General features: G+C 61.3%; 20 protein-coding genes and 1 pseudogene. 8 read left to right on the top strand and 13 right to left on the bottom strand.

Features of this window, described 5'->3' with window-relative positions; genetic code table 11:
* Positions 1 to 21: 21 nt before the first annotated feature.
* From OC184_RS08170 to OC184_RS08130, 9 genes are all read right to left on the bottom strand, one after another.
* On the bottom strand, positions 22 to 1,035 hold the full coding sequence (locus OC184_RS08170; protein ID WP_265506706.1) for an SIS domain-containing protein: 1,014 nt from the start codon (positions 1,033 to 1,035) through the stop codon (positions 22 to 24).
* A 56-nt stretch (positions 1,036 to 1,091) separates the two neighbouring features.
* A complete protein-coding gene (locus tag OC184_RS08165) occupies positions 1,092 to 2,213 on the bottom strand; it encodes an ABC transporter ATP-binding protein (protein ID WP_265506705.1) in 1,122 nt (373 codons plus the stop codon).
* 49 nt (positions 2,214 to 2,262) lie between these two features.
* A complete protein-coding gene (locus tag OC184_RS08160; protein WP_265506704.1) occupies positions 2,263 to 3,672 on the bottom strand; it encodes an NAD(P)/FAD-dependent oxidoreductase in 1,410 nt (469 codons plus the stop codon).
* A gap of 1 nt (position 3,673) precedes the next feature.
* Positions 3,674 to 4,522 (bottom strand): PfkB family carbohydrate kinase, encoded by an 849-nt coding sequence (locus OC184_RS08155; RefSeq protein ID WP_265506703.1) that lies wholly within the window; start codon positions 4,520 to 4,522, stop codon positions 3,674 to 3,676.
* Positions 4,519 to 5,385: a sugar phosphate isomerase/epimerase family protein gene (locus tag OC184_RS08150; RefSeq protein WP_265506702.1), complete on the bottom strand. Its 867-nt coding sequence runs from the start codon at positions 5,383 to 5,385 to the stop codon at positions 4,519 to 4,521. The genes OC184_RS08155 and OC184_RS08150 overlap by 4 nt, the downstream gene beginning before the upstream one ends.
* On the bottom strand, positions 5,382 to 6,221 hold the full coding sequence (locus OC184_RS08145) for a carbohydrate ABC transporter permease (RefSeq protein WP_265506701.1): 840 nt from the start codon (positions 6,219 to 6,221) through the stop codon (positions 5,382 to 5,384). The genes OC184_RS08150 and OC184_RS08145 overlap by 4 nt, the downstream gene beginning before the upstream one ends.
* The gene (locus tag OC184_RS08140) at positions 6,218 to 7,195 is read right to left on the bottom strand and encodes a carbohydrate ABC transporter permease (RefSeq protein WP_265506700.1); all 978 of its coding nucleotides are present in this window, start codon (positions 7,193 to 7,195) and stop codon (positions 6,218 to 6,220) included. Before OC184_RS08140 ends, OC184_RS08145 begins: the two co-directional genes overlap by 4 nt.
* 7 nt (positions 7,196 to 7,202) lie before the next feature.
* The gene (locus OC184_RS08135; RefSeq protein WP_265506699.1) at positions 7,203 to 8,519 is read right to left on the bottom strand and encodes an ABC transporter substrate-binding protein; all 1,317 of its coding nucleotides are present in this window, start codon (positions 8,517 to 8,519) and stop codon (positions 7,203 to 7,205) included.
* A gap of 234 nt (positions 8,520 to 8,753) precedes the next feature.
* Complete coding sequence (locus OC184_RS08130; protein ID WP_322630192.1) at positions 8,754 to 9,779, bottom strand: LacI family DNA-binding transcriptional regulator; 1,026 nt, start codon at positions 9,777 to 9,779, stop codon at positions 8,754 to 8,756.
* A gap of 215 nt (positions 9,780 to 9,994) precedes the next feature.
* Between OC184_RS08130 and OC184_RS08125 the strand changes: the two are divergent.
* Positions 9,995 to 10,186: pseudogene (locus tag OC184_RS08125) on the top strand (IS6-like element ISPmar1 family transposase); the annotation flags it as partial.
* Here OC184_RS08125 and OC184_RS08120 read toward each other — a convergent pair.
* The gene (locus OC184_RS08120; RefSeq protein WP_265506697.1) at positions 10,167 to 10,427 is read right to left on the bottom strand and encodes a DUF1403 family protein; all 261 of its coding nucleotides are present in this window, start codon (positions 10,425 to 10,427) and stop codon (positions 10,167 to 10,169) included. The pseudogene OC184_RS08125 and the gene OC184_RS08120 sit on opposite strands and share 20 nt — an antisense overlap.
* A gap of 128 nt (positions 10,428 to 10,555) precedes the next feature.
* Between OC184_RS08120 and OC184_RS08115 the strand changes: the two genes are divergently transcribed.
* From OC184_RS08115 to repC, 4 genes are all read left to right on the top strand, one after another.
* Positions 10,556 to 11,653, top strand: a complete 1,098-nt coding sequence (locus OC184_RS08115) for a tyrosine-type recombinase/integrase (protein ID WP_452448067.1) — start codon at positions 10,556 to 10,558, stop codon at positions 11,651 to 11,653.
* A gap of 272 nt (positions 11,654 to 11,925) precedes the next feature.
* Positions 11,926 to 13,113 carry a plasmid partitioning protein RepA gene (gene repA / locus OC184_RS08110; protein WP_265506696.1) on the top strand — a complete coding sequence of 396 codons (1,188 nt, stop codon included), beginning with the start codon at positions 11,926 to 11,928 and terminating at the stop codon, positions 13,111 to 13,113.
* Positions 13,110 to 14,072 (top strand): plasmid partitioning protein RepB, encoded by a 963-nt coding sequence (repB, locus tag OC184_RS08105; RefSeq protein WP_265506695.1) that lies wholly within the window; start codon positions 13,110 to 13,112, stop codon positions 14,070 to 14,072. Before repA ends, repB begins: the two co-directional genes overlap by 4 nt.
* 176 nt (positions 14,073 to 14,248) lie before the next feature.
* Positions 14,249 to 15,412 carry a plasmid replication protein RepC gene (repC, locus tag OC184_RS08100; RefSeq protein WP_322630191.1) on the top strand — a complete coding sequence of 388 codons (1,164 nt, stop codon included), beginning with the start codon at positions 14,249 to 14,251 and terminating at the stop codon, positions 15,410 to 15,412.
* Positions 15,413 to 15,573: 161 nt separating this feature from the next.
* On the opposite strand, the gene OC184_RS08095 is transcribed toward repC, so the two are convergent.
* Together OC184_RS08095 and OC184_RS08090 are read right to left on the bottom strand one after the other, a co-directional pair.
* Positions 15,574 to 18,837, bottom strand: coding sequence for an error-prone DNA polymerase (locus OC184_RS08095; protein WP_265506694.1), 3,264 nt, complete (start codon positions 18,835 to 18,837; stop codon positions 15,574 to 15,576).
* 105 nt (positions 18,838 to 18,942) lie between these two features.
* Positions 18,943 to 19,695: an ImuA family protein gene (locus tag OC184_RS08090; RefSeq protein WP_265506693.1), complete on the bottom strand. Its 753-nt coding sequence runs from the start codon at positions 19,693 to 19,695 to the stop codon at positions 18,943 to 18,945.
* Between the two features lie 683 nt (positions 19,696 to 20,378).
* Between OC184_RS08090 and OC184_RS08085 the strand changes: the two genes are divergently transcribed.
* Positions 20,379 to 20,813: a VOC family protein gene (locus tag OC184_RS08085; protein ID WP_265506692.1), complete on the top strand. Its 435-nt coding sequence runs from the start codon at positions 20,379 to 20,381 to the stop codon at positions 20,811 to 20,813.
* A gap of 99 nt (positions 20,814 to 20,912) precedes the next feature.
* On the opposite strand, the gene OC184_RS08080 is transcribed toward OC184_RS08085, so the two are convergent.
* The gene (locus tag OC184_RS08080) at positions 20,913 to 21,794 is read right to left on the bottom strand and encodes a MurR/RpiR family transcriptional regulator (RefSeq protein WP_265506691.1); all 882 of its coding nucleotides are present in this window, start codon (positions 21,792 to 21,794) and stop codon (positions 20,913 to 20,915) included.
* A gap of 188 nt (positions 21,795 to 21,982) precedes the next feature.
* Here OC184_RS08080 and OC184_RS08075 point away from each other — a divergent pair, with 188 nt between their 5' ends.
* Together OC184_RS08075 and OC184_RS08070 are read left to right on the top strand one after the other, a co-directional pair.
* The gene (locus tag OC184_RS08075) at positions 21,983 to 23,314 is read left to right on the top strand and encodes an aspartate aminotransferase family protein (RefSeq protein ID WP_265506690.1); all 1,332 of its coding nucleotides are present in this window, start codon (positions 21,983 to 21,985) and stop codon (positions 23,312 to 23,314) included.
* Positions 23,311 to 23,874, top strand: a complete 564-nt coding sequence (locus tag OC184_RS08070) for a carboxymuconolactone decarboxylase family protein (RefSeq protein ID WP_265506689.1) — start codon at positions 23,311 to 23,313, stop codon at positions 23,872 to 23,874. Before OC184_RS08075 ends, OC184_RS08070 begins: the two co-directional genes overlap by 4 nt.
* The last annotated feature ends 262 nt before the right edge of the window (positions 23,875 to 24,136 follow it).

Here is a 24,136-nt window from a genome sequence, read left to right as displayed (position 1 = left end):
AGTGTCCAATCGCCTTAGTTATCAGTAAGCGACGCGCTTGTAGTAGCGCCGGGTGACCAGCGGGTGGTCACGCATCACCTCGAGATGGGCACTCAGTCGCTCCATCAGTGTGGCCATGAAGGCTGGCGATAGAAGCGCGCGTAACTCGGGCGACAGCTCACGCGGAGTGTAGTCGGCGGTGTTGATGATCGTCAGCTTGTCAGTGTAACGCTTGGCGAAATCCTCAACGCGCGCGGCCAGTGGATCATAGGCATCCTCACCGCGGAACAGGACCAGGCTCACTCCTGTATCGATCAGCTCTAGCGGTCCGTGGAAAAAGTCTGACGCGTGGACGGGACGGGTACGAATCCACTGCATCTCCTCAAGAATGCATGTCGCGTAATACAGCGCCTGGGGCCACATATTTCCGGCCGCGGTAAACATGTGGTAATCGGATCCGGCAATGATCTGCGCGAACTCTTCAGCACGAGGCTCGAAGGATGCCTTGGCTTTAACCAGAGCGGCGGGGAGGGTTGCCAGTTCCCCCACCAATGCGTCGTAGTTTGGCAATTCGCCCTTGGCCTTCATTACGGAGAGGGCAACCAGAAGCGACTGAATGTAAAAGGACTCGGAGGAGGTGTCGTCTTCAGCGAAGTTCACCAGCGCCGGATTTCCGCCCAGACCAAGAGGAGTATCAGCATGCCCGGTCAGCGTGATGATCTTGGGGCCGATCTCTTTGACCTTGTTCAGCATGGCGACACTTTCCCGGGTCGTCCCGGAGAGTGAAGGCATGACCACAATGGACTTGTCGGTCAAATTACATGACCCTGTCAGAACCAACTCGGCCGGATAGTCCTTGAACACCGGGAAGCTGCTGCGCCGATGCAGAAGCTGAACGGCAGGCTCCATGAGATAGGCGACACCGCCTGTGCCCAGGAAGTAGAGATTGCGAGCTCCATTCGCGATGGCGGTGCCAATTTCCTGATCGATACGGCTGGCCAGATCGACAGCACCTTGCTGGATGCGCAGAAAGCGGGCTTCGTCAAAGTTGAACATTTTTGGTTCCTTAAGTTCACGAGTAGAAAGGTGGAAAGCAGAGGGCGGTGGCCCGATCATTCGGCCGGTACAGCGATCTTCTGCCCAGCCTGTACTGGACGAATCGCGTTCTCGTGCTGGTCGAAAAGATGAAAATTTGGGGCGTCGGCGGTCAGTCCGATCTCGCAACCCTGTCGCAGATCCAAATGGCCTGGCAGCTTCGCGATCAGCGGCTCGGTGAGACCAGGCCGCTCCAGATAGGTGAGCTGAACTTCACCCAACTGCTCGACCAGCGAAATCGTCGCACGAAACAGCGGCGCCGTCTCGGTCAGACGCAGGTCTTCAGGGCGAATGCCGAAATGGACGATCTGGCCACGCAAGGTGGCATCAGTTGCAATCTCTGTCGTGACCTCGAAGCCGGCATCTAAGACGAGCCTTGATCGGGATCCTGTGTCGATGAGGGTTCCCGGCAGCACGTTCATGGAAGGCGAGCCGATGAATTGCGCCACGAACAGGTTGGCGGGGCGTCTGTAAAGCTCGACAGGAGAGCCAATTTGCTCGATCCGCCCGTCGCGCAGTACCACGATGCGGTCGGCCAGCGTCATGGCCTCGACCTGATCATGGGTAACATAGATCATCGTAGCGTTTGGCATGGCCTGCTTCAGCTTCGAGATCTCGACGCGAGTTGCCACGCGCAGTGCAGCATCCAGATTGGACAGCGGCTCATCGAACAAGAACACCTTTGGATCGCGCACGATGGCTCGCCCGATTGCCACACGCTGGCGTTGCCCGCCTGACAGTGCCTTGGGGTAGCGGTCCAGATAAGGGGTCAATTGCAGAATATCGGCTGCCTGACGGATCCGCACAGCAATCTGATCCTTCTTGATTCCGGCAATTTTCAGTCCGAAGGCCATGTTGTCGAACACGGTCATGTGCGGGTAAAGCGCATAGGACTGGAACACCATCGCAATGCCGCGCTGCGAGGGCGCGACGTGGTTCATCAGGATGCCGTCGATGTGGAACTCGCCCGAGCTGATGTCTTCGAGCCCGGCGATTGTCCGGAGCAAGGTAGATTTGCCGCAGCCCGAAGGACCGACGAACACCACGAATTCGCCCGACGGGATGTCAAGGTCTATCCCGTGCAGCACCTCCATCGTGCCGTAATTCTTGCGTACGTCTCTTAGTCTCAGCTCGGCCATGCCATTGTTCCTTCCTGTCCTGCCTGCGAAGCTTCTTGCTCGCTTGATCTCAGCGTCCCGGCGTCATCTGCGACAGCCAGCGGACGAGCGGCCCGGCCTTGCGGTTCTGAATCTCCAAGTCATTGCGGATACGGATTGCTTGCCTTACCGCCCGTGCGCCCAAGTAGCGGATAGGCTCAGGCGGCAGCTTGGTGCGGCTCTGCAGCCCGACCAGACCGCTGCGGCTCCAGCGGTCGTTCTTGCCCAGGATCAGGCTGGCCAGGATCCGCCCTCCAACAGGCGTCTGCGCGATCCCCGTGCCGTTGAAGCCTACGCCGTAGAAGATATTCGAGCTTCCGCTGAGGGTTCCGAAAACCGGCAGATGCTCCGCCATGCAATCGATAGGTCCGGTCCAGTCATACTCAATACGTGCGTGGGCAAGTTCGGGATAGACGCGGCGCAACTCGCGGATGTTGTCTTGGGGCCCGTCAGGGCGACGGTTGAAGGTGGCTCCGAAGCGGCCACCATAGGCAACATGACCACTGCCTCGCCCGAAAACGACCCGCCCACCAGGAGTCCGCTGGTAATAGAGAACATGCGACTGAGCATCGCAGATGGCCTCTCCACCGGTCCAGCCGATCTCCTCAAGGGTCGAACCAATTGGTTCGGTCACAACGATTTGGCTCTCCACGACGTACATGTAGCGACGCAGTTCGGGGATCGCTGAGGCCCATGCGTTTGTCGCCAGAACGACCTTGTCTGCGTGCAACTGGCCTAATGCGCAATGCAGGGTACAGCGCTCGCCGGCGATGATTTTGAGCACAGGCGACTTCTCGTGGATAACTACTCCACGCGACAGCGCCAAAGCCCGAAGCCCTGTAGCAAGCTTTCCAGGATGTACAGTGCCGGCCCGCGGCTCAACCACGCCTACATATGAGGCACCAGAGCCTGTACGAGCTTGGATCTCCGATGCAGACAGGGGAAGAAACCTTCTTTCGGCTTTCTTCTCGCAAAGCTCCAGCGCAGCTTTCCAAGCATCTTCCTGCGCCGTTGAGCTAGCCGTCCACATCCAGCCATCCAGCCGCAGGTCCATGTCGATCCTGCCCGATGCTTGAAGCTCGGCGAGCTCCTCAACCGCTTCGGCCGTCGCGCGGCACAGGTCCAAGGCTTCATCTTCGCCTACCAGGTGGGTCAACAGATCCATCTCGGCGAACCAAGTATGGACTTGCCCACCATTGCGTCCTGAAGCGCCAGCACCGCATTGGTCGGCTTCGAGGATCGTGATCTTTAGTTCCGGATCCTGCTCTTTCAGCCGAAGCGCGGTCCACAGCCCAGTAAAGCCTCCGCCCACAATGGCGACGTTACAGCTTTTAGCACCTGAGAAGGGCGGTGTGGCCGGTTGCGCCGCGATGTCCTGCAGCCAGAACGAGTGATCCTGGTCAGGCGCAATTGTCGGCTGCCAAAGCTTGAAGACAGTCATTCTAAACCTCCGCCGACGCGATGACGTCGGCATACTTACGAAGAAGCCATTCGGGGATAGGGCTCAGCGCCTGAGGAAAGCCCGCCTCATGCATGCAGGTCGTGGCGGCGGCATTTGTCGCAGCTACAAGGGCATCTTCGTCAGACTGGCCTGCCAACGAAGCGGCCAGGAAGGAGGCGATAAAGCTATCGCCCGCACCACAGGTGTCCACGGGCTCTACCGCCTGCGCAGGGACATGCCGAACGACCACGCCGTTATCCAGATAAGCACCCCGGCTGCCGCAGGTCATGATTGTGCGGTTCGCGCCGCGTTTCCGAAATAGCTCGAGGATTGGCTCCACCGGCACGTCGTCCTGTTCTGGACCCGATGCAAACACCAGCGGCACCCCGTCGAGAGGCAGCGCGTCATGCCGGGTAGAGACGTCGACGCTGAACGGCAGGCCAGAGTGGATCAGCAACTTGATCAATGCGCCGGGCGTGTTGGTGCCCAAGTGCACCCAATCTGCAGCCAGCATCTGAGCTGTCCGCCCTTGTTCCGGCAGATAACCTAGCCCGACACCCAGGTCCTCCAGCAGAAAGCGGCGGTCGCCGCCCTGATCCAGCAGCAGCGTTACAGCAGTGCTACCGTCGCGCCGCTCGACATCGGCAGGATCAAGGCCTGCCCCGGCAAGGGCGGCAAGGATGATGTCTCCTTCGGCATCCGGTCCGACAAGGCCGAAGTAGCGGGCCGTGAGCCCTTGCCGGCGCCATTGCACCGCGACGTTCAGAGCGTTGCCGCCGACGGCCATGTGGTTCTTGGACAGATAGACATCCAGGCAGTTATCGCCGACAGAGATCAGATTAGGCGTCACGTCAGCGCCTCCGCGGGTTCGAGATGAGGCGAGATCGCGTTCATGTTTCGTGTCCAGGCAGCCACCGGGTCCAAGGCATAGCTGCCGTCACCAAAGGGCTCAAAGGTCAACGTGCCGCGGTAGCCTGCCTGCGCCAGTTCACTCAGCCAGGAGGCAACCGGGAGGTTGCCGTCACCCAGAACCAGATGCCCTGATGGTGTTCCGTCTGCCACATGCACATGGGCCAGCTTGTTTCCAAAGAGCGACACATAGTCGGCCACCGTGTCGCCCGCACAGGCCATGGCGACTGTATCCAACACCACGTCCATGTTGTCCGCCGCGACCATGTCCAGCAGGCGCCGCAGGTCTCTGGCGCTGTGGGCAATGTTGCTTTCACGCCGCTGCAGCGGCTCAAGAAGACAGTGCAGGCCAAGCCCGGCGGCATGCTCTGCGACATGGCGCAAGGCCTGTGCGGAACGTTCCCATGCGCGCTCTGCTGGTTCGTCCTCGAACCCGCGGCCCGGGGTCAGGAAGAGATAGTTACCGCCGAGTTCCGCGCAAATCTCGGCGGCGCGGCAGAAGCGTTCAATGCTGGCCTGCCGATAGGCGTCGTCGCCTGAGGCGATATTGATCGGGTAGATCACCTGCTCAGGCGTCAGGCAGTGCAAGTGCAGGTTATGATCAGCCAAGACTGCCGCGACATGGGCAATCCGTGCTGCATCAGCATGAAACAGGTCCAGATGCGGTGCAATGCCCCACAACTCGATCCGTGCCATTCCGAACTCTTGCATGACCTTGGCCGCTTCGGACAAGGGGTAATGCTGAAAGCTGAAGTTTGCGCCGATCAACTGATCGGCCGACAAACGAGGCAACGGTGCGTTCATTTTCCGATTCCTTCGGTCAGGCCGCGGATGAAATACCGCTGCGTCAGGAAAAAGATGATGACGATGGGCAGAGCCGAGATCGTCATGGCCGCAAAGACCTGCGCAAAATCTGTCCCCTGCTTTGACATCATCGAGGTCAGGCCGACGGGGAGCGTCTGCACCGCCGGATTGTTGGTGAAGATCATGGCGAAGAGATATTCGTTCCACGCAAAGAGGATGTGCAGGACGATGCAGGACATAATGATCGGCCGACACAGCGGCAGGATGATCCGGCGGAAGATCTGCCCCGGATTGGCACCGTCCATCATGGCCGCCTCGTCCAAGTCGCGCGGCAGGTCCAGCATGTAGGCGCGGATCAGGAAAGTCGTGAACGGCACCCGGAACGCCGTGTAGAGGATGATCAGCGCCCAATGGGTATCGTAGAGATCCAGCGACTGCAGCATGCGCACTAGCGGCACAAGCGCAACAGTCGGGCTCAACATCATCCCGCCCAGCACGATAGCCGTCACCAGCGGCTTGGCAGGCATGGGCGTGCGGGTCAAACCGAAAGCGGCCCACGCGCTGATAAACACGGTCGTTACAGTCGATACAACTGTGATGAGCAGGCTGGAGAACATGTAGCCTTGGACACCCCGCCAAGCGGAGAGGTAGTTGGCGAAGGACCACTGTTCGGGCAGGGCGAAGGGTTGCTCAAATATCTGGCTGTTGGACTTGAACCCGCCCAAGGCCATCCACAGCAGCGGATAGATGACCACCACGCCGACCGCTAGCAGCAGGGCCCATAGGAACGCCTGGCTCATACCGCCCCAGAAGCTGCGGGGGGAGATCATGTTCATACCAGGACCCTCCGACGGCGCGTCAACCAGAGTTGCGCCGATGCCGCCAGCATGGTTACTGCAAAGACCACGGAAGCGATCGCTGCGGCGTAGCCCATGTCGTTCTGGATGAAGCCTTGCTGATACAGCCATGTCCCCAGAACCTGGCTCGAGTTGTTCGGTCCCCCTCCCGTCATCACCATAACTTCGTTGAAGACCTGGAAGGCGCCAGTAATGGTGACGATGATCATCATGCCCGTCATCTCGCGCGTTAGGGGAAAGGTGATGTTCCACAGTTGCCGCAGCGGTCCGGCACCATCCATGCGGGCAGCATCATAAAGCTCCTGCGGGATCTTCTGGATCGCGATTGTGAACAGCAGTGTCGAGTAGCCGAACCCCTGCCACTGACTCATCGCGATAATGGCGTAGATGGCGGTGCTCGGGTCACCCAGCCAGACCCGTGACCATTGCTCGAGCCCAAGTCCAGTCAGAAGCCCATCAAGGATGCCGATATTCGGCTGGTAGATGAAGTAGAACAGCAGGCCTGTAACCGTGGTCGAAATGGCGGAAGGAACGAAGTAGACCGCGCGCCAGAAATTGCGCCACCGTGCCGAGCGCAAGGCCTCGACGATGGCCGCCAGACAGAACGCCCCGAAGACCTGGAACAGGATGGACAGCAGGGCGTAGGCCGTGTTGTTCCACAGGGCCGTCAGGACAACCCGATCGTCGGCCAGTCTCCGGTAATTTTCCAGTCCGACATGCATCACTTCCCCGGTGAAGATGTCCTGGTTGGTGGTGCTGACGAAAAAATTGTCGATGATCGGGTAATAGACGAACCAGCCGACAATGATCAGTGCGAGCGCGATCCAGCGCAGCGCCAGAACGTGGCCAAGCAGCCTGTGCGGCTCAAGCCACCGGCGCCGGCGCGGCGAGAGGGGATGGACGGCAGCGCCTGCAACGCTACCGTTCTGCATGATCTGTGACGTTGCGGCCATGGTCGTGTCAGCTCGCGGCAGCCGCGGCCTCTCGGACCTCCGTTACAACATCCTCAGCTGACATGTTGCCGCCGATGAATGCCTGCAGGTTTGACAGCCAGGCGGCCGCGACCCGCGGATGGTTCACCGTATCCAGCCACTGCATCAGGTAGGAGGCATCAGCAATGCTTTGCAGCCCTTCCACCACAGCGGGGCTCATCTGCGCGGCATCGCTGCCCCCGACGACCGCGCTCGGCTGGCCGTAGGGCGGAGACGACAGCACCTTGGCATTGTCCTGAGAAGTCACGAATTTCATGAAGTCCAAGGCCAGCGGCACGTTCGAGGACGCGCTGCTGATCATGTAGCCTTCAGGGGCACCTTCCAGCGCGTCCGGATCGCCGGCCGCGTCCGCTGGAGCAGGCAGAGCAAAAAACCCGAAATCTTGAGGTGACAGCTTTGTCGACGCCGAGGCAGCGTTATCGAATTCGATGATCTCTTGATAGTACATTGCCGACCGGCCATCGCTGAGATCCTGGATGGCGTTCTGATAGGAAACTCCGTTTACCCCTGCCCCGATGGTGCAGCGATTCAGGATCTGCCCAAACTGCTCAAGCGCTGCGACATAGCCGGGATGGCTGTACTCGGCAGTGGCAGGGTCGAAATCCTGTTCAAGCACCTCCCGCGGGACGTTATAAGCCAGAAGCTGTCCGATGTAGTGGATGCCCGGCCAAGCTTCTTTGTTGCCGAAGGAGATGGGCGTAATACCCGCGTCTTTGATCGTGTCGCAGGCATTCAGCATGGCATCGAGATCTTCCGGTTCTTCCAATCCCAAATCCGCGAAGATTGTCTTGCTGTAGCCCATGAACTTCGCATCAAGATAAAGCGGAATTCCGTAGTTCTTCCCGTCATAGACGAAGGCATCAACGGCAGCGGGTGCGAAGGTCTTGCCCCATTCGCTGCCAGGTCCGACCACCGGCGTCAGATCAACGGCGCGCTTCCCGCGGATAAAGTTGCCGCCCCATGTTCCCGTCCATGAGAAGTAAATGTCAGGCACCGAATTGGACGCGACCAGTGTCTTGGTCTTGCCCTTGATGCTGTCGTCATCCTCCTGAATGAGTTCGACCGTAACGCCGGGATGCATTTCCTCGTACTGCTGCGCCAAAGCTTCGAAATAGGGCGCAAGGCGCTGCATTCCAAATTTGGTGAGCACGACAAGATGTCCTTGATGCTCAACTGCTGCCGTCGGATCAGCCACTTCGGTGGAAGCTGCTGAAGCTACGCCCCAACCCAAAGCCGAGGTGGCGGCAAGGATCGCCGTCAGGGACTGAAAAGACCGTTTCATCATTTCGCATTCTCCTACTGTTGGCTTTTTCTTCTTCCCGGCTTTGGCCGGTTCATGGATGACGGCAGTTGATCTCAATCGTTTAGTAGAGGCTCCTTCATGCAGTCGCCGCCCGATTATGATACCGATCTCACAAAAGACGGTATCTCACCGTCGTCTTTCTTTAAGCACCCTCGGAGAGATCGATCTCACACGAAGTAATTCACGGCTATCTATGTGTGGCAAGAAAAATATCGATCAGCGCGCGATATTTTGCGACACCGATCCTCTCAAGATCAATCGAGTTGGAAAGCGCACGTGGCGCGGCGCCTCGTCGAAACCGTGGATACGGTCTAGCAACATCCTGACCGCGAGCGGGCCGATTTTGCCTACTGGCTGTGCGATAACCGTGATCTGCGGATCGGTAAACGTCGCCAGATCGAAGTCGTCAAACCCGATCAGTGACACGTCCCGCGGAACGTTCAAACCCATTGACCGAAGCGCCAGAAGCGCACCGGTTGTCATCAAGCTGTCGACCGTGAAGAGAGCGGTTGGTCGATCAGGCTGGCTGAACAGCCGAATCGTGGCGTCAATGGCATGCTGGACTGTCGAGTTCGAGACCGCGATCAAACGCTGATTGATCGGCAGGTCATGTGCCTGAAGTGCATTCATATACCCTGCCAGACGATCGCGCGCTGTTACAATACGCGAGTCATCTTGGATCAACGCGATCCGTCGATGGCCATGGGTGATCAGGAGTTCCACTGCCTCACGAGCACCGCCCTCATTGTCGACGGCGACGCTGTCGCAGGGCATATCCGCCAGGACGCGGTCGATCAGTACAACTGGCGTGCCTTCGTGCACGAGTTGAGCAAGATGCGCGTTATCGTCGACCGATGCGGGCGCAACAATCACGCCCCGTACATTCAGCGCGCGCAGGTTATCCAGGAGCGCGCGTTCCTGAGTCAAGTCCTCCTCACTGCTGGCGATCAACAAGCTGTGCTGGCTGCCCCGAGCTGCAACATCAATGTCATGGGCTACACGAGCGAAGAAGGGGTTCTGAATGTCGCCTGGCACGAAGCCGATGATAGGAAGCTGTCCCTGACGCAGGGCCTGCGCAACCCGGTTACCCCGGTATCCCAAGCGTGCAGCGGCCTCAAGCACACGCTCGGCAGCTGCGTCGCCGACATAGCCGTATCCATTGAGTGCCCGAGCCGCCGTTGCACGCGACACATTGGCGGCGGCGGCAACATCCTTGACAGTAGTCGGCTTCCTAGGAGTCAAAATAGCCTCTTCCGGATCTACGACGGCTGCGCAGCAGCCATAGGTTCGCGAGTAGCAGACGAGGGAACGGAGTTTCAACCTCGCTGCTTTGGCGGTAGCACGCCTCCGTGAGTGGTTTCGGGGTGAGGTTCCGTCCTTCTAGGTCGCGAACTGGAGATTTAGGCGAACTACGTACTGAAGACTGTCACGGGGCGTGGCGGGCGTGGCAGAGCGTTGCGATGGAGGTGAACGGCCTGCCGCGCAAGATCGTCATCGACAAGAGCGCAACCAACACCGAAGGCATCAAGGACATCAACCGGATGTTGAGGCGCTTTAGCTGTTCTGTGCCGATCGGGATGGTCCGGATCAAGTACTTGAACAACCCGCTCGAGCAGGACCACGGCTTCATCAAGCGTCGCGCAAGGCCGCGGGACCTTCGCGGCGGGCCTCGAAGCGGGCCGAGGCCTCGGCCGCCATCAGCGCCAGCCGCGCCCGCCAGAGCGCCTGCGGCACCGCCGCATGGGTCTGCAGCGGATGCAGGCCGGCCAGCGCGGCGCCGGCCAGAAACCCTGCCGTTTCAGCGGACTGGGCCTTGGTCGCGGCCAGCCAGTCCGGCAGGCCGGGGAACAGGTCGAGGGCGTCGGCGGACGTGGCGGTGACGGATCGCATGACCGGGAGACTAGCCGATCCCGGCGCTTGAGACCAGCGAAACTCATCCGAACCGCCGCCCCTTGCGATCTCGGGTCATGTCCGGTAAGGTTCCATTATCGGACACAGCAGCAAGAGGCCCCCGGCTCATGGACAAACGACCCGCTTCCGGGCCCTCCGACGGCCCCCGTCCCGCGACGATCGACGGCAGCGGCGCGGCCGGGGACGCGGCAAAGGGCGCGCCCGCCCTGCCCGCCGGGATGGCCGGCTCCGGCGCCCTGGACCGGCTGGTCGAGACCGCCCGCGACTACGCCCGGGGCGCCCTCGCGCCGAACACGCTCAGGGCCTATGCCCGGGACTGGGCCGGTTTCGCCCGCTGGTGCCGGCGGCGCGGCGCCGACCCCCTGCCCCCGTCGCCCGAACTGGTCGGGCTCTACCTCGCCGATCTGGCCGCGCCCGGCGGCCCTGCCCCGGCCCTGTCGGTGGCCTCCATCGAGCGGCGCCTCTCGGGCCTCTGCTGGGGCACTGCGCAGCGCGGCGCCCGGCTCGATCGCGGCGACCGCCACATCGCCACCGTGCTGGCCGGCATCCGCCGCAAGCACGCCCGGCCGCCGGTGGGAAAGGAGGCGATCCTCCCCGGTGACCTGCTGGCGATGATCGCCACCCTGCCCCACGACCTGCGGGGATTGCGCGACCGGGCGATCCTGCTGGTCGGCTTCGCCGGCGGGCTCCGGCGCAGCGAGATCGTGGGCCTTGATCATGGCCGCGATGACACGCTCGACGCCGGGGGCTGGGTCGAGATCCTCGCCGGCGGCCTGCTCGTCACCCTGCGCGGCAAGACCGGCTGGCGCGAGGTCGAGATCGCCCGCGGCTCCACGGAGCGGACCTGCCCCGTCCAGGCCCTGGAGCAGTGGCTGCATTACGCCCGGATCACCTTCGGGCCGCTCTTCGTGGCGGTCTCCCGCGACGGGCGCACCGCCACCTCCCGCCGGCTCGGCGACAAGCACGTCGCCCGCCTCGTCAAGCAAACGGTCCGGGACGCCGGCCTCAGGCCGGACCTGCCGGAGGCGGAGCGGCTCCGGCTGTATTCCGGCCATTCCCTGCGCGCCGGCCTGGCCTCCTCGGCCGAGATCGAGGAGCGTTACGTCCAGACGCAGCTCGGCCACGCCTCCGCCGAGATGACCCGCCGCTACCAGCGCCGCCGCGACAGGTTCCGCGTCAACCTCACCAAAGCCGCGGGGCTGTGACAAATCAAGGCGATGGCTGCGGTAATACCTCGTGCGGCAGGCAGCGAGCCAGGGCGTATCCAGGCTGTTCGGACGAGGTTACGTCTTTTAAGTGAGGGTGTAAGAGGTAACAACGCGCTGCGTTAAAGATGCTGCTCAAGCGGACTGCCTCTCCGCCTCCACAGGGGCAACTTCGGGATTTCTCTTGCCATCGCCTCCGATTCTCCGACATAGTCACGGACGCTGACGATTTAACGATATCTTCCGTGAACACGCCGCATCAGGACTGGCCGATGAAAGACAATTCCGCAGAGGAAGATCTCAACTTCGTCATCCGTCAGCACTCAGAGTGGCTGGCAAAGCAACTACATTCTCAGCGAGAGAATCTATTTCCTCCCGATGCCAGTAAGGCAATGAGGAAATTCACCTCTGGCGAGGCGGCCGCGCTCCTTGGAGTCAACGACAGCTATCTGCGGAAGCTGCATCTAGACGGCAAAGGACCATCACCCGAACTCACCAGCGGTAACCGCCGGCTTTACTCTGTGCAGGATCTTCAGAAACTGCGTGAAACGCTCGAGAAGACGGCCAGGCACCCTGGAGATTATTTGCCCGGCCGGCGCAGCGGCGACCATCTGCAAATTATTGGGGTAATGAACTTCAAGGGCGGTTCGGGTAAAACGACTACCTCAGCGCATCTCGCGCAGCGGCTGGCGCTGAAAGGCTATCGCGTCCTCGCAATAGACCTCGACCCGCAAGCGTCGATGACAGCACTTTATGGAGTCCAGCCCGAGTATGACCTGCATGAAGGTGGCACTCTCTACGACGCAATCCGGTATGACGAACCAGTCCCGATCCGGGAGGTGATCCGAACCACCTACCTGCCCAACCTGGATTTGATCCCGGGCAATCTTGAACTGATGGAATTCGAACACGAAACTCCACGTGCGCTTTCACAGGGCAACGCGGGGCTGTTTTTCTTTCGTGTAAAAGAGGCGCTGGCGCAAGTCGATGCACAATACGATGTTGTAGTCATCGACTGTCCGCCACAGCTTGGGTTTCTGACGATGTCCGCATTGTCAGCCGCGACGGGCGTATTGGTCACGATCCATCCGGAGATGCTCGACGTGATGTCAATGAGCCAGTTCCTGCGGATGACTGCCGATCTGATGGATGTGATCGCTGAGAGTGGGGCAGATATGTCGCATGACTGGATGCGCTACCTTCTGACCCGTTACGAGCCCACGGACGCGCCACAAAACCGGATAGTGGCATTCCTGCGCACGATGTATGGCGACAAAGTGCTAAATGCTACGATGCTGAAATCCACGGCAATTTCTGACGCTGGCTTAACTAAGCAAACTCTTTACGAAGTGGAGCGATCAGCCTTCACCCGGTCCACCTATGACCGGGCTATTGAAAGCCTGAACGCTGTAAATGACGAAATTGCACAACTTATCCAAAGTACGTGGGGGCGGAAATGAGCGATAGCAAAAAGCGCCGCATGTCGATGTTGGACAATTTAGCTCCAAGCGGCAACGACTCGCCGCCATCGATGATGACAAACAACCGGGCCCTTCGTTCGGCACGAGATGCCGTGGACGGGCATCGCATCTGGGATTTGGATCCTGACCAGATCATTGATGACCGCCGTGCCGACCGCATGGATCCGCAGGACGTGGCCGATCTGCGCACCTCGATAGAGGCAGTAGGTCAGACAGTCCCGATCCTCGTGCGCCGCCATCCGGTGGATTCGAACCGCTACCTGCTAGTATATGGCCGACGTAGATTGGAGGCGGTGCGTAGCTCGGACCAAGTCCAAAAGATTCGAGCGATGATCGCGTCAATGGACGATCACGCAGCTATCCGCGCACAGGCTTCGGAGAACACAGCGCGGCGCGACCTGAGTTTCATCGAACGAGCCATGTTTGCCCAGCAACTACTAGACGGTAACTTCGGAAGTCAGGCGCAGGTAGCCGATGTGCTGAACGTGACGAAATCGGCCGTGTCTATGGCGCTTTCGGTTGCGAGGCTAGTTGGCCCAGAGCTCGCCCATGCCATTGGGCCCGCGCATGGGGTGGGCCGGCCGAGATGGGAAGCACTGACCGCTGCGATGGCCGATACAGATGTCAGCCAATTCGAGCTGATCAACGTTGCCACGAGAGCTCGCGAGCAATCAAATCCTGAAAGTGTCGATCCATCTATTGCAGCGTTCGAAGCAGTTGTCCGCCGCCTGAAGAAAACAGGTACAACGTCTGGTCCTACACGCAGGCATTCTGCGGCTATAACTCTTGGAGGCGAGCCTGCAGGAAAAGCCGTCAGGACGAAGGATGGCGTTCGGCTGGACATCCGGACCGCCGACGACAAATTCGCAGAATGGCTGCAAATCGAGGCTGCCGCTGCGATCGAGGAACTTCATGCTCGCTGGAAGAAGCGCGGCTGAAGGCAAAGCACCCTAAGCAATAAGGAGGCACGAACTAGTCAAAGAAAAGGTCCCGCAAAGCACGAAACCTCACGAGACCCTTTGATCTTAGCACTTCAAAGGTAGTCGCAGCGGACATCTTCTGCAAGCCCCTCATGGTTTGCGGCCCACAATTTCTTTGTCTTCGTGAATGACATATGAGTTATCACGCTATGACGCCGTTTCGGCGGCCGTTAGCTGCTGCGCGAACGATACATGAGCGGCAGCCTGCGCTGCCGATGCCAGCAGAGAGCGTCAGCAAATGGGATGCGCTGCGCGACTTGAGCGTGGGAAAAGAGGCGTTCGGCCTCACCGACAGGGATTTAACGGTCCTTAACGCTCTGCTCAGCTTCTATCCAGATGTAGCAATGGATGATCCCGCACGGCTTGTCGTTCATGCTTCAAACGCCGCAATTTGCGAACGACTGCATGGTATGCCCTGTTCGACCATGCGCCGACATCTGGCTCGGCTAGTCGAAGCGGGTGTAGTTGATCGGCAAGATAGCCCAAATGGCAAACGCTATGTTCGGCGCAATAGCCGAGGCGAGCAGCGTTTCGGTCTGGACCTATCCCCCCTGCCCCGTCGGATAGCGGAGATCCGAGAGGCGGCTCAGGCGGCACGTGCAGCGGCGGAGGAAATTAAGCAACTGAAAGGCGACTTAAGTTTGATGCGCCGGGATTTGCTGTGCCTGCTGGAATTGGTGGCCTCCGAAAGCGCCAGTTTGCCCTGCCTCACTAGTTACAACGATTTGCTAAGACTTTCATCGGGTGAAGTGCGCAGAAAGTCTAACGTGGACAGGCTTCGAGCCATCAAGGCGGCTTTCGCGACGGCGATCGAAGAGCTTCGTGCATACATGTGTCCGCACGCGGCAGAGAATTTGAGCAGCACTGACGCCCAGAATGAGCAGCACTATCAGAGTTCAAATAAAGAACTATCTGAACCAGAAAGAGGCAAAGACATGAAGGAAGTCCGAAGCAAGTCGGATGTGGTCCCATTAAGCCAAGTCGTCTCTGTCTGTCCTGAGATCCTGACGTATTGCGGACATCAGATTGGTAGCTGGCACGACCTGCTAAGAGCTGCTGACACCGTGCGACCCATGCTCGGGATCACCTACTCGGTTTGGCACGAAGCAAAGCAGACGATGGGTGATGAGGCTGCTGCAACAACTTTGGCCGCGATATTGCAGCGCTTCCAGCACATCCGCTCTCCGGGTGCTTATCTTCGCAAGCTTTGTGCTAAAGCCGCGGCAGGACAATTTACGCCTGCTCCAATGCTGATGGCGTTGTCGCGAAACCCAGCACTCCCAAGTTCACAGCTGTGAACACCTTCCTGGTATCAAGAACCATAGGAAGCTATACTCCCGCTTCTATGCAACAGGCGTCTAACACCGCCATTCGCAGAACGCGATCAGCTGTCGTCATTGGAACCGCTGCAACCTGTCGGGCGAGCTTTGGCCAGGGCCTCGTCGCGACCCACGTCACTTCAACGGAAGTTCTTCGCCTTCACCTTGACGCTCTCGATGTGGAGGTCAGGGGTGTAGATGTCTCGCGGCCGTGGTCCGTCAGGCGCAGCTGGCGGAACGGGCCCGGATGGCGACGACCGGAACTCATCGCCGCGGCCGTGGGGCAGGGGGAAGGCGCCGCCCCGGCTGCCGACGCTGGCCAGTTCCGCCGAGAGGTCCGCGATGCGGTGGACGACGTGGTGAACCACATCGCCCTCGCGCTGAATGCGTCCTTGCACACCGATCATACCCGCACCGAGGATGATCCGGCGGTTGGCCTCGAACACCTTCGGCCAGATGGCCAGGTTGGCGACGCCGGTCTCGTCCTCGAGCGTGATGAACATGACGCCTTTGGCCGAGCCCGGACGCTGGCGGACCAGGACGATACCTGCAAGCTTGCACCAGCGGCGGTTGCGCAAGGTCATGGCCTCGGCGCAAGTGACCGCGCCGCGTCGGGCGAGGTCCTGGCGCAGGAAAGCGACCGGGTGGCGGCGCAGCGACAGTCCGGTATGGCCGTAGTCTTCCACCACCTCACGCCCGGCCGTCATCGGCCGCAGGGCCACGGCGGGTTCATTGACCTGCGCCAGCGTCTCACCCGCGCGGCCTGCCGCAGCCGCGAAGAGCGGCAGTTCCTCGTCCCCAAGCCCCTTCAGGTGCCAGAGCGCCTCGCGCCGGCCAAGCCGCAGGGTAGGGCGGAAGCCATCGGCCTCGGCGATGCGGGTCAGCGCCGCGATCGGCACGCGGACCCGACGCCAGAGATCCTCGATGGAACCGAAGGGCTGGTCGGCGCGCTGCAGCACGATGGTGGCTGCATGGATGTTGGCCAGCCCCTTGACCATGCGCAGCCCGAGGCGGACGGCGAAGCGGCTCTCGTCCTCCGTCGGCTCCAGGGTGCAGTCCCAGTGGGAGGCGTTGATGCAGAGCGGACGGATCTCAACGCCGTGCTGCTGCGCGTCGCGGACGATTTGTGCAGGGGCATAGAAGCCCATCGGCTGGCTGTTCAGGAGCGCTGCGCAGAAGACATCCGGGTGCCAGCACTTCAGCCAGGAGGAGGCATAGGCGACGAGCGCAAAACTGGCAGCGTGGCTCTCGGGAAAGCCGTAGGAGCCGAAGCCTTCCAGCTGCCGAAAGGTGCGCTCTGCGAACTCGGGCTCGTAGCCGCGCGCCACCATGCCCTCGACCAGCTTGTCGCGGAAGGCCGAGACACCGCCGGTGAACTTGAAGGTCGCCATGGACTTCCTGAGCATGTCGGCCTCGCCCGGCGTGAAGCCCGCGCATTCGATAGCGACCCGCATGGCCTGCTCCTGGAAGAGCGGCACGCCGAGGGTCTTGCCCAGCACCTTCTCCAGCTCGGGCGTCGGGTATTCGATGGCCTCCAGCCCCTCGCGGCGGCGCAGATAGGGATGGACCATGTCGCCCTGGATGGGCCCCGGCCGCACAATCGCCACCTGCACCACCAGGTCATAGAAGGTGCGCGGCTTGATCCGGGGCAGCATGGCCATCTGCGCCCGGCTCTCGATCTGGAAGGTGCCGAGCGTGTCGGCCTTGCGGATCATTGCATAGGTGCGTGGATCCTCGGGGGGAATGGTCGCCAGGTCGTAACGCGCGCCCTTGTGCTCGGCGAGGAGATCCAGCCCCTTGGCCATGCAGGTCAGCATGCCGAGCGCCAGAACATCAACCTTCATGAACTTCAGCGCCTCGATGTCGTCCTTGTCCCATTCGATGATCTGGCGGTCCTGCATGGCGGCGGGCTCTATGGGCACCAGCTCGTCCAGCCGGTCGTGGGTGAGAACGAACCCGCCCGGGTGCTGGCTGAGGTGCCGCGGCGTGCCGCGCAGCTCCTCGGCCAGTTGCAGGGTCAGCCGCAGCCGGCGGTCGGCCGGGTTCAGGTTCAACTCGCGCAGATAGTCGTCGCTGACGCCTTCCTCCGACCAAGCCCAGATCTGGGAGGAGATCGCGCGGATCAGGTCCTCGGGCAGGCCGAGCGCCTTGCCGACGTCGCGCAGCGCGCCCTTGGTGCGGTAGCGGATGACGACTGCCGTCAGCGCCGCGCGGTCGCGGCCATAGGTTTCGTAGATCCACTGGATCACCTCCTCCCGCCGCTCGTGCTCGAAATCGACATCGATATCAGGCGGTTCGCGCCGCTCTTCGCTGACGAAGCGCTCGAACAGGAGGTCGCTGCGACCCGGGTCGATGGAGGTGATGCCGAGGACGAAGCAGACGGCGGAGTTCGCCGCCGAGCCGCGGCCCTGGCAGAGGATGCCGCGTGAGCGGGCGAAGCGGACGATGCTGTGGACGGTCAGGAAGTAGGGCGCATACTTCAGCTTGGCGATGAGGCGCAGCTCGTGCTTCAGCGACGCCACGACCTTCTCCGGCAGCCCTTCGGGATAGCGCTCCCGCGCGCCGTCCCAGGTCAGGTGCTCCAGCGTCTCCTGAGCGGTCAGGGCCGGGTCGGCGCGTTCCTCGGGATACTGGTAGCTGAGCTCGTCCAGCGAGAAGCGGCAGCGCCTGGCGATCTCCACTGTCCGCGCGACGGCCTCTGGATAGCGCGCGAACAGGCGCTGCATCTCGACCGGCGGCTTCAGGTAGCGGTCGGCATGCCGCTCTCGGCGAAAGCCCAGGGCATCGACGGTTGTGCCCACGCGGATCGCCGTCACCACGTCCTGCAGGATCCGGCGCGAAGGTTCGTGGAAGAGCACGTCGTTCGTCACCACCGTCGGCACCCGCATTCGCATGGCCAGGTTCGAGAGCTCGTGGAGGCGCAGCTGGTCGTTCGGGCGCCGGCGCAGGGTCAGTGCCAGATAGGCGCGGTCGCCGAAGGTGTCGCGCAACCGGCGCAGGTGCAGCGCGCAGGTGTCGTCGGCCATGTCCGGGACCAGCACCGCCAGCAGCCCTTCGGCATGGACCTGAAGGTCGGCCCAGTCCAGGTGGCAAGCCCCCTTGCCCGCCCGCCCCTTGCCAATGGACAGCAGCCGGCAGAGCCGGGAATAGGCAGCCCGGTCGGTCGGATAGACCAGCACCGACATGCCGCAGTGCAGGTCCAGCCGGCAGCCGACGATCAGCCGCACGCCGGTGTCCTTGGCCGCCTCATGGGCACGAACGATGCCGGCCAGAGAGTTACGATCGGTGACGGCCAGCGCCTTCATCCCCATCAGGGCAGCGGCGGCGAACAACTCCTCGGCCGAGGACGCCCCGCGCAGGAACGAGAAGTGCGAGGTCACCTGCAGCTCGACGTAGCCGTTCATCCGAGGGCCCTGCGCAGAAACCAACGAGGCGAGCTTGTCGCCAAGGGACAGGCGGCGGTCACCACGCGGCGGTTGCCGACCCGGCCCGCCAGGATCAGTGGCGCCTCAGCCGACGGCATGCTGTCCTCCTGCCCACGCAGCCGATCGATCGGCCACATCGGCAGAAAGACCGAGACGGCCCGAGCCATCGCAAGCCTCCAGTTCGATATCCAGACACTCGCCCGCCCGCGCGCGGATCAGCTCGATCAGCCAGCGGGCGCGGCCGATGCCGGGCACTGGCAAGGGCGCGGAAGGAACCACCGAGACGCGCCAGCGCGTCATTGCCGCCGTCGGCTGACCGAAGTCGTTGGCATCCGCCTGCCGCCGCCACCGGCGGAGCGCGATCCCCATCGTCCCCGTGCCCTTGGCCGCCAGATGCAGACGGCGCGAGGCCGTCATGGAGAGATGCGCGACATCGCCCACCACCGCGGCCAGGGCTCCGTGCCGCAGCCCTTCCTCCATCGACACCAGGACCGAACCGTCGTCTCCGGCCTCGACATGGATCACCCTGCCGGGTGGTAGGCCCGCCTGCTCCAGCCCCGGCGCGAACAGATCGGCCTCGGTCACGCACCACAGCACCTGCCCCGGCAGCCGCGCGGCGATGCCCGCCACAAAGCAGGCCGCCGCCGCGCCGTCGACGGCCCCGTTGCCGCCCCCCGCCACCTCGTGCAGGCAGCCGAGCGCCAACCCGCCCTGCGGCAGGCGCCGGTCGAGTTCCTTGATGCCGAAGGGCAGCACGCCCTGCACACGCTGACCATCACCCTCCAGCCGGGCGACCCGCTCGCGCAGTTCGGAAAGATCGGGGCGGCGGGCGGGCATGGCAACGGGCTCCTCTGGCAGATAAATGACCAACACTAGATGTTCTGGTTCTGTTCCTGCTGAGGTTGCCTGTCAATCGAAGTCGCAGGCTTTCGGCAGTCCAGACGGAGGATTTAGGGTAACATCAGGAAAACCCGCACTTATAAGCTGTGGGTAATTTCTGGCACCTTAGCAGAAGGTGTGTTTGGGGACGCTGCATCGTTGCCTATCCTTGGACGTGCGCCGCAGCCGCAGGCAAGCGCCTTCATGAACAGGCCTGCATCGATGACTGACGAACCTGCCATTCGAGCCTGTGTAGGCGAGGCCTTTGCGCTCTCTGTACAGCTGATCCTCCAAGCTTTCCCGCCGCACGCAACGAGGTCGACGTCGACCGAGCCACGACCAAAAGCTTCGACAAGCCATAGAGGAGCCCGTAGGCGGACTTGAAAGCATACGTGCGCTTGCTGACGCGCACGTGAAGAGACCATTCTCAACGCGCCCGTCTGGCGAGTTCGTCCCAAGGACTAAGCCGCTCCGCGGCAATGGTTCTGTATTGGGGCTTCCCGTAACTGGGCATTGGCGCTCGGTGCCGCGAGACCTACCGCGCAGCGGCTGCTGTGTGGACGAAGCGGTCGCTCATCGTGCTTTATCGGGGGTGAGATGATATTCTACCATAATGTAGCTCTCATGTATCTGGAGATCTAATGACCCCTCAGCGCATCACCCTCGTCACCCTCGGCGTCAACAATCTCGAGCGTGCGAAGAACTTCTACAGCGCGCTTGGTTGGACACCCGCACCCAGCGAAGCTGGAAGCATAGTCTTCTATCAACTCAATGGTCTTGTCCTCGGTCTTTTCGGGCTGAAAGAACTCGCGAAAGATCAAGATCGTCCCGCCGCTGAACTTGGTACCGGTGCCATGACGCTGGCTCTAAACATGCCTGACAGAAAGGCGGTCGACACCGCATACCAACGCGGCCTGGATGCGGGGGCTGCCCCGATAAAGGCGCCCCACGAGGTATTCTGGGGGGGCTATTCAGGCTATTATGCCGATCTCGACGGCCATGTCTGGGAGATCGCCCATAATCCCTACTGGCCTTTGAACGAGGACGGCTCCCTCACCCTACCTGACCATGCGTGAAGGGCTCTCTGCGTCGATACCATCTTGGCGCAGGGAGGCTGGGATGTGGGATCCAGCCGCCCTTCGCTACAGCTGCATACTGGCTACTTCACATCCCGACTATATGCTTCCTCTACTTGGCAGTTTCCTGATGTAAGTCTCGAGCTGCGAGAGGTGCCGATCAGTTTTCTCCAACGCGGCAAGGGTAGCTGCCGGATCGCGATTGGCCAAAAGACCGCAGAGAAGTTCTGAAACCGCTAAAGCGGGGACAAGCGTATGAAAGAAGGTTGCGCCCTGCTGTGCGGGGCAAACCACAAGGTCGTTTGCAAGCCCGGCCAGAGGCGAAACCTCGCTGTCAGTGATCGCCACCACCTTCAAACCTTTGTTGCGGGCGATGCGCACCAGTTCTGCCGTTTGACGGGCATAGGGGTTGATTGACACCGCCAGCAGTACGTCGCCTGGCCCGGCTCGCATCAATCCATCACCAATGGTGCCTGCGGGTCCGTCGAGATGATGCACACGCTCATCAAGCAGCGACATCACATACCGGAAATGCCACGCGACCAAATGGGTAGAGCGGAGGCCAAGGACGAAGATGCGGGATGCTTTTGCAAGTCGTTCTGCTGCCGCCTCTATTTGAGCCAGTGAGGCTGGTTCAGCCAGGCGGGCGATCTGCGTGGCCAGATCCTGCAGCATTGCAGCACCCGAGCCAGAAGGGTCTTCGGTGACACGCTGCTGCTGGTGAGCAAAGCCCTCAGCCTGTACGCGCATGGCTTCGGTGTGGGAAGCCTTGATCTCCTCGTAGCCCGTCAGCCCAAGGAATTTTGCCAGCCGCGTCATGGTGGCAGGTTGGACCCCGGCCTGTCGGGCGACTTCACGCATGGACAGAAGAGCAACGTCATCAGGATGCTCCAACACATGGCGCGCAGCCTGTTGCAGCTGCCGTGGCATGTCGTTGAATTTCTCGACAATCCGCTCGCGCAAAAGTTTCTGCTGAGACATTTGTATAGAAGCCTCCTGAAGCCGGACATCATCTTCCGAACAGCATGGAAGCACAATGTCAGCTCTTAATGATACATTTGTATTGCAACAGTGGTTTATGAAACGAATGTTGCACGATGTTCCGGTTCATGGCATAGTTCCAGTCTAGAAGGCTCCCCCTGCTGCCACGGCTTTTACAGGTCAACCGAATGACAAAGATCCTTCATCGCACGATCAAGGCTGAACTACCGCGCGTAGTCTCGGCACAAGGCGTTTTTATTGAGGATGCTAATGGCCGCAGCTATCTCGACGGCTCAGGGGGAGCGGCTGTCAGCTGCTTGGGGCATGGGAATGGCGAGGTGCTGGACGCCATGCGCGCACAGATGGATCGCGTGGCCTATGCACACACGTCGTTTTTTACCACAGATGTTGCCGAGGATCTGGCCGAGAGGCTGGTCGGTCTAGCACCTGATGGGCTGGATTTTGTTTACTTGGTGTCAGGGGGGTCGGAAGCGGTAGAGGCCGCGCTGAAGATGGCGCGGCAGTATTTCGTAGAGATCGGTCAGCCACAGCGGCGCCACATCATTGCGCGTCGGCAGAGCTACCACGGCAACACGATCGGCGCGCTTGCAACCGGCGGAAATGTCTGGCGTCGGGCGCAGTTCCAGCCGATCCTGCCCGAGACGTATCATGTTTCGCCCTGCTATACCTACCGCGATCAACGGCCGGACGAGGATGCCGCAGCCTACGGCCAGAGACTGGCCGACGAGCTTGATGCCAAAATTCGCGCACTTGGGGCAGATCAGGTCATTGCCTTCGTTGCCGAGCCGGTCGTAGGAGCAACCATGGGGGCGGTGCCGGCTGTGCCGGGATATTTCCGCCGCATCCGTGAGGTGTGCGACCGGCATGGCGTACTGCTCATTCTGGATGAAGTCATGTGCGGCATGGGCCGGACCGGCTCGATCTTTGCCTGTGCAGCGGAGGGCGTGCAACCCGACTTGGTCACCATCGCCAAGGGGCTGGGCGGCGGCTACCAGCCTATCGGCGCGGTGCTGCTGTCTGACGCCGTGTACCGGGCCTTCGAAGAAGGCTCTGGCCTGTTCCAGCACGGCCACACCTATGTCGGTCACCCTGTTGCGGCGGCAGCGGCCAGCAAGGTTGTTGAGATCCTGTCGCGACCGGGCGTGATGGAGCACGTCGCGCTCATGGGCGATAAGTTGCAGGAAAGCCTCGAGTCGGCGCTGGCGCACTCTTCCTTCGTCGGCGACATCCGTGGCCGCGGCCTGTTCCGAGGCATCGAGATGGTGGCAGACCGTGCCTCCAAGGAGCCGTTCGAACCGAAACTGCGGCTGCATGCGCGCATCAAGCGCGAAGCGATGGAACGCGGGCTTCTGTGCTATCCCATGGGCGGCACCATCGACGGCGTTCGGGGAGACCATGTGCTGCTTGCTCCGCCCTATGTGATTTCCCCGGAGGAAGTGGACCAGCTTGTTGAGCGTCTGGCCGACGCGATCGACGCAGCAACGAGAGCGGTCCAATGACATCAGCATGTTCTCCGCTGACTGACGAAGAATGGCCTTCCGAGATTGCCGACCTGCGCGATGGCTTCGCGGGCGCGTTGAACGTCTACCGGACCATGGGCCATCATCCGGATCTGCTGCGGGCATGGGCGCCGCTCCGCCAGCACATTGTCAAAGAAAGTGCCTTGGGACCGGTCCGGTCGGAAGTAGTCATCCTGCGTGCCGCGTACCGCATGGGCTCGACCTATGAATGGCAGCACCATGTCAGCCGAGCCCGGAGCTTGGGTATGCCAGATGCGCGGATCATGTCACTCCGTGGCTCGCCTTCAGGCGAGGATGGTCTGATTGCCCGCGCCGTAGACGCCCTGTTCGACCTGCATCACCTGCCCAAGTCCCTGGAGGCTGAACTCGCACAGGCAATTGGACGACCGGCTGTCTTCGACCTGATGGCGACCGTCGGCTTCTACTCACTGCTCGGCTTCATTCTCATGAGCTATGATACCCCACTGGATGAAGCCATCGCTCAGGAAATGATGACCAACCCAATTCAGGAGAACGAAGCAGGTAGCAGTGATCACTGAACGCAAATGGATGCGTTCCTGCCTCTTGCTGCCGTCGCCTCGGTCACCGACTAGCGACCGAGGCTTCGGGCATATGTCATAGCAGCACCCTGGCTCTTCGACCGGCTGCAAAAGGGTCGAGCCCTTTTTGCTGCGCCTGCATTCGCTGCAGCATTCGCGAGGGGCGGCGATGGGCTCCTCCGCGCCAACCCTGCCCCGATGACGTTCCATCTTGGGCGAACGTCCGCTTCGGCTCCATGGTCCAGATGCCTCGCTGCACTGT

Origin of the sequence: Paracoccus rhizosphaerae (assembly GCF_026162645.1) — a bacterium.
Classification (GTDB): domain Bacteria; phylum Pseudomonadota; class Alphaproteobacteria; order Rhodobacterales; family Rhodobacteraceae; genus Paracoccus; species Paracoccus rhizosphaerae.
Note: the sequence above shows the minus strand (reverse complement) of the source record. Positions and strands in the feature narration are given on the sequence as shown.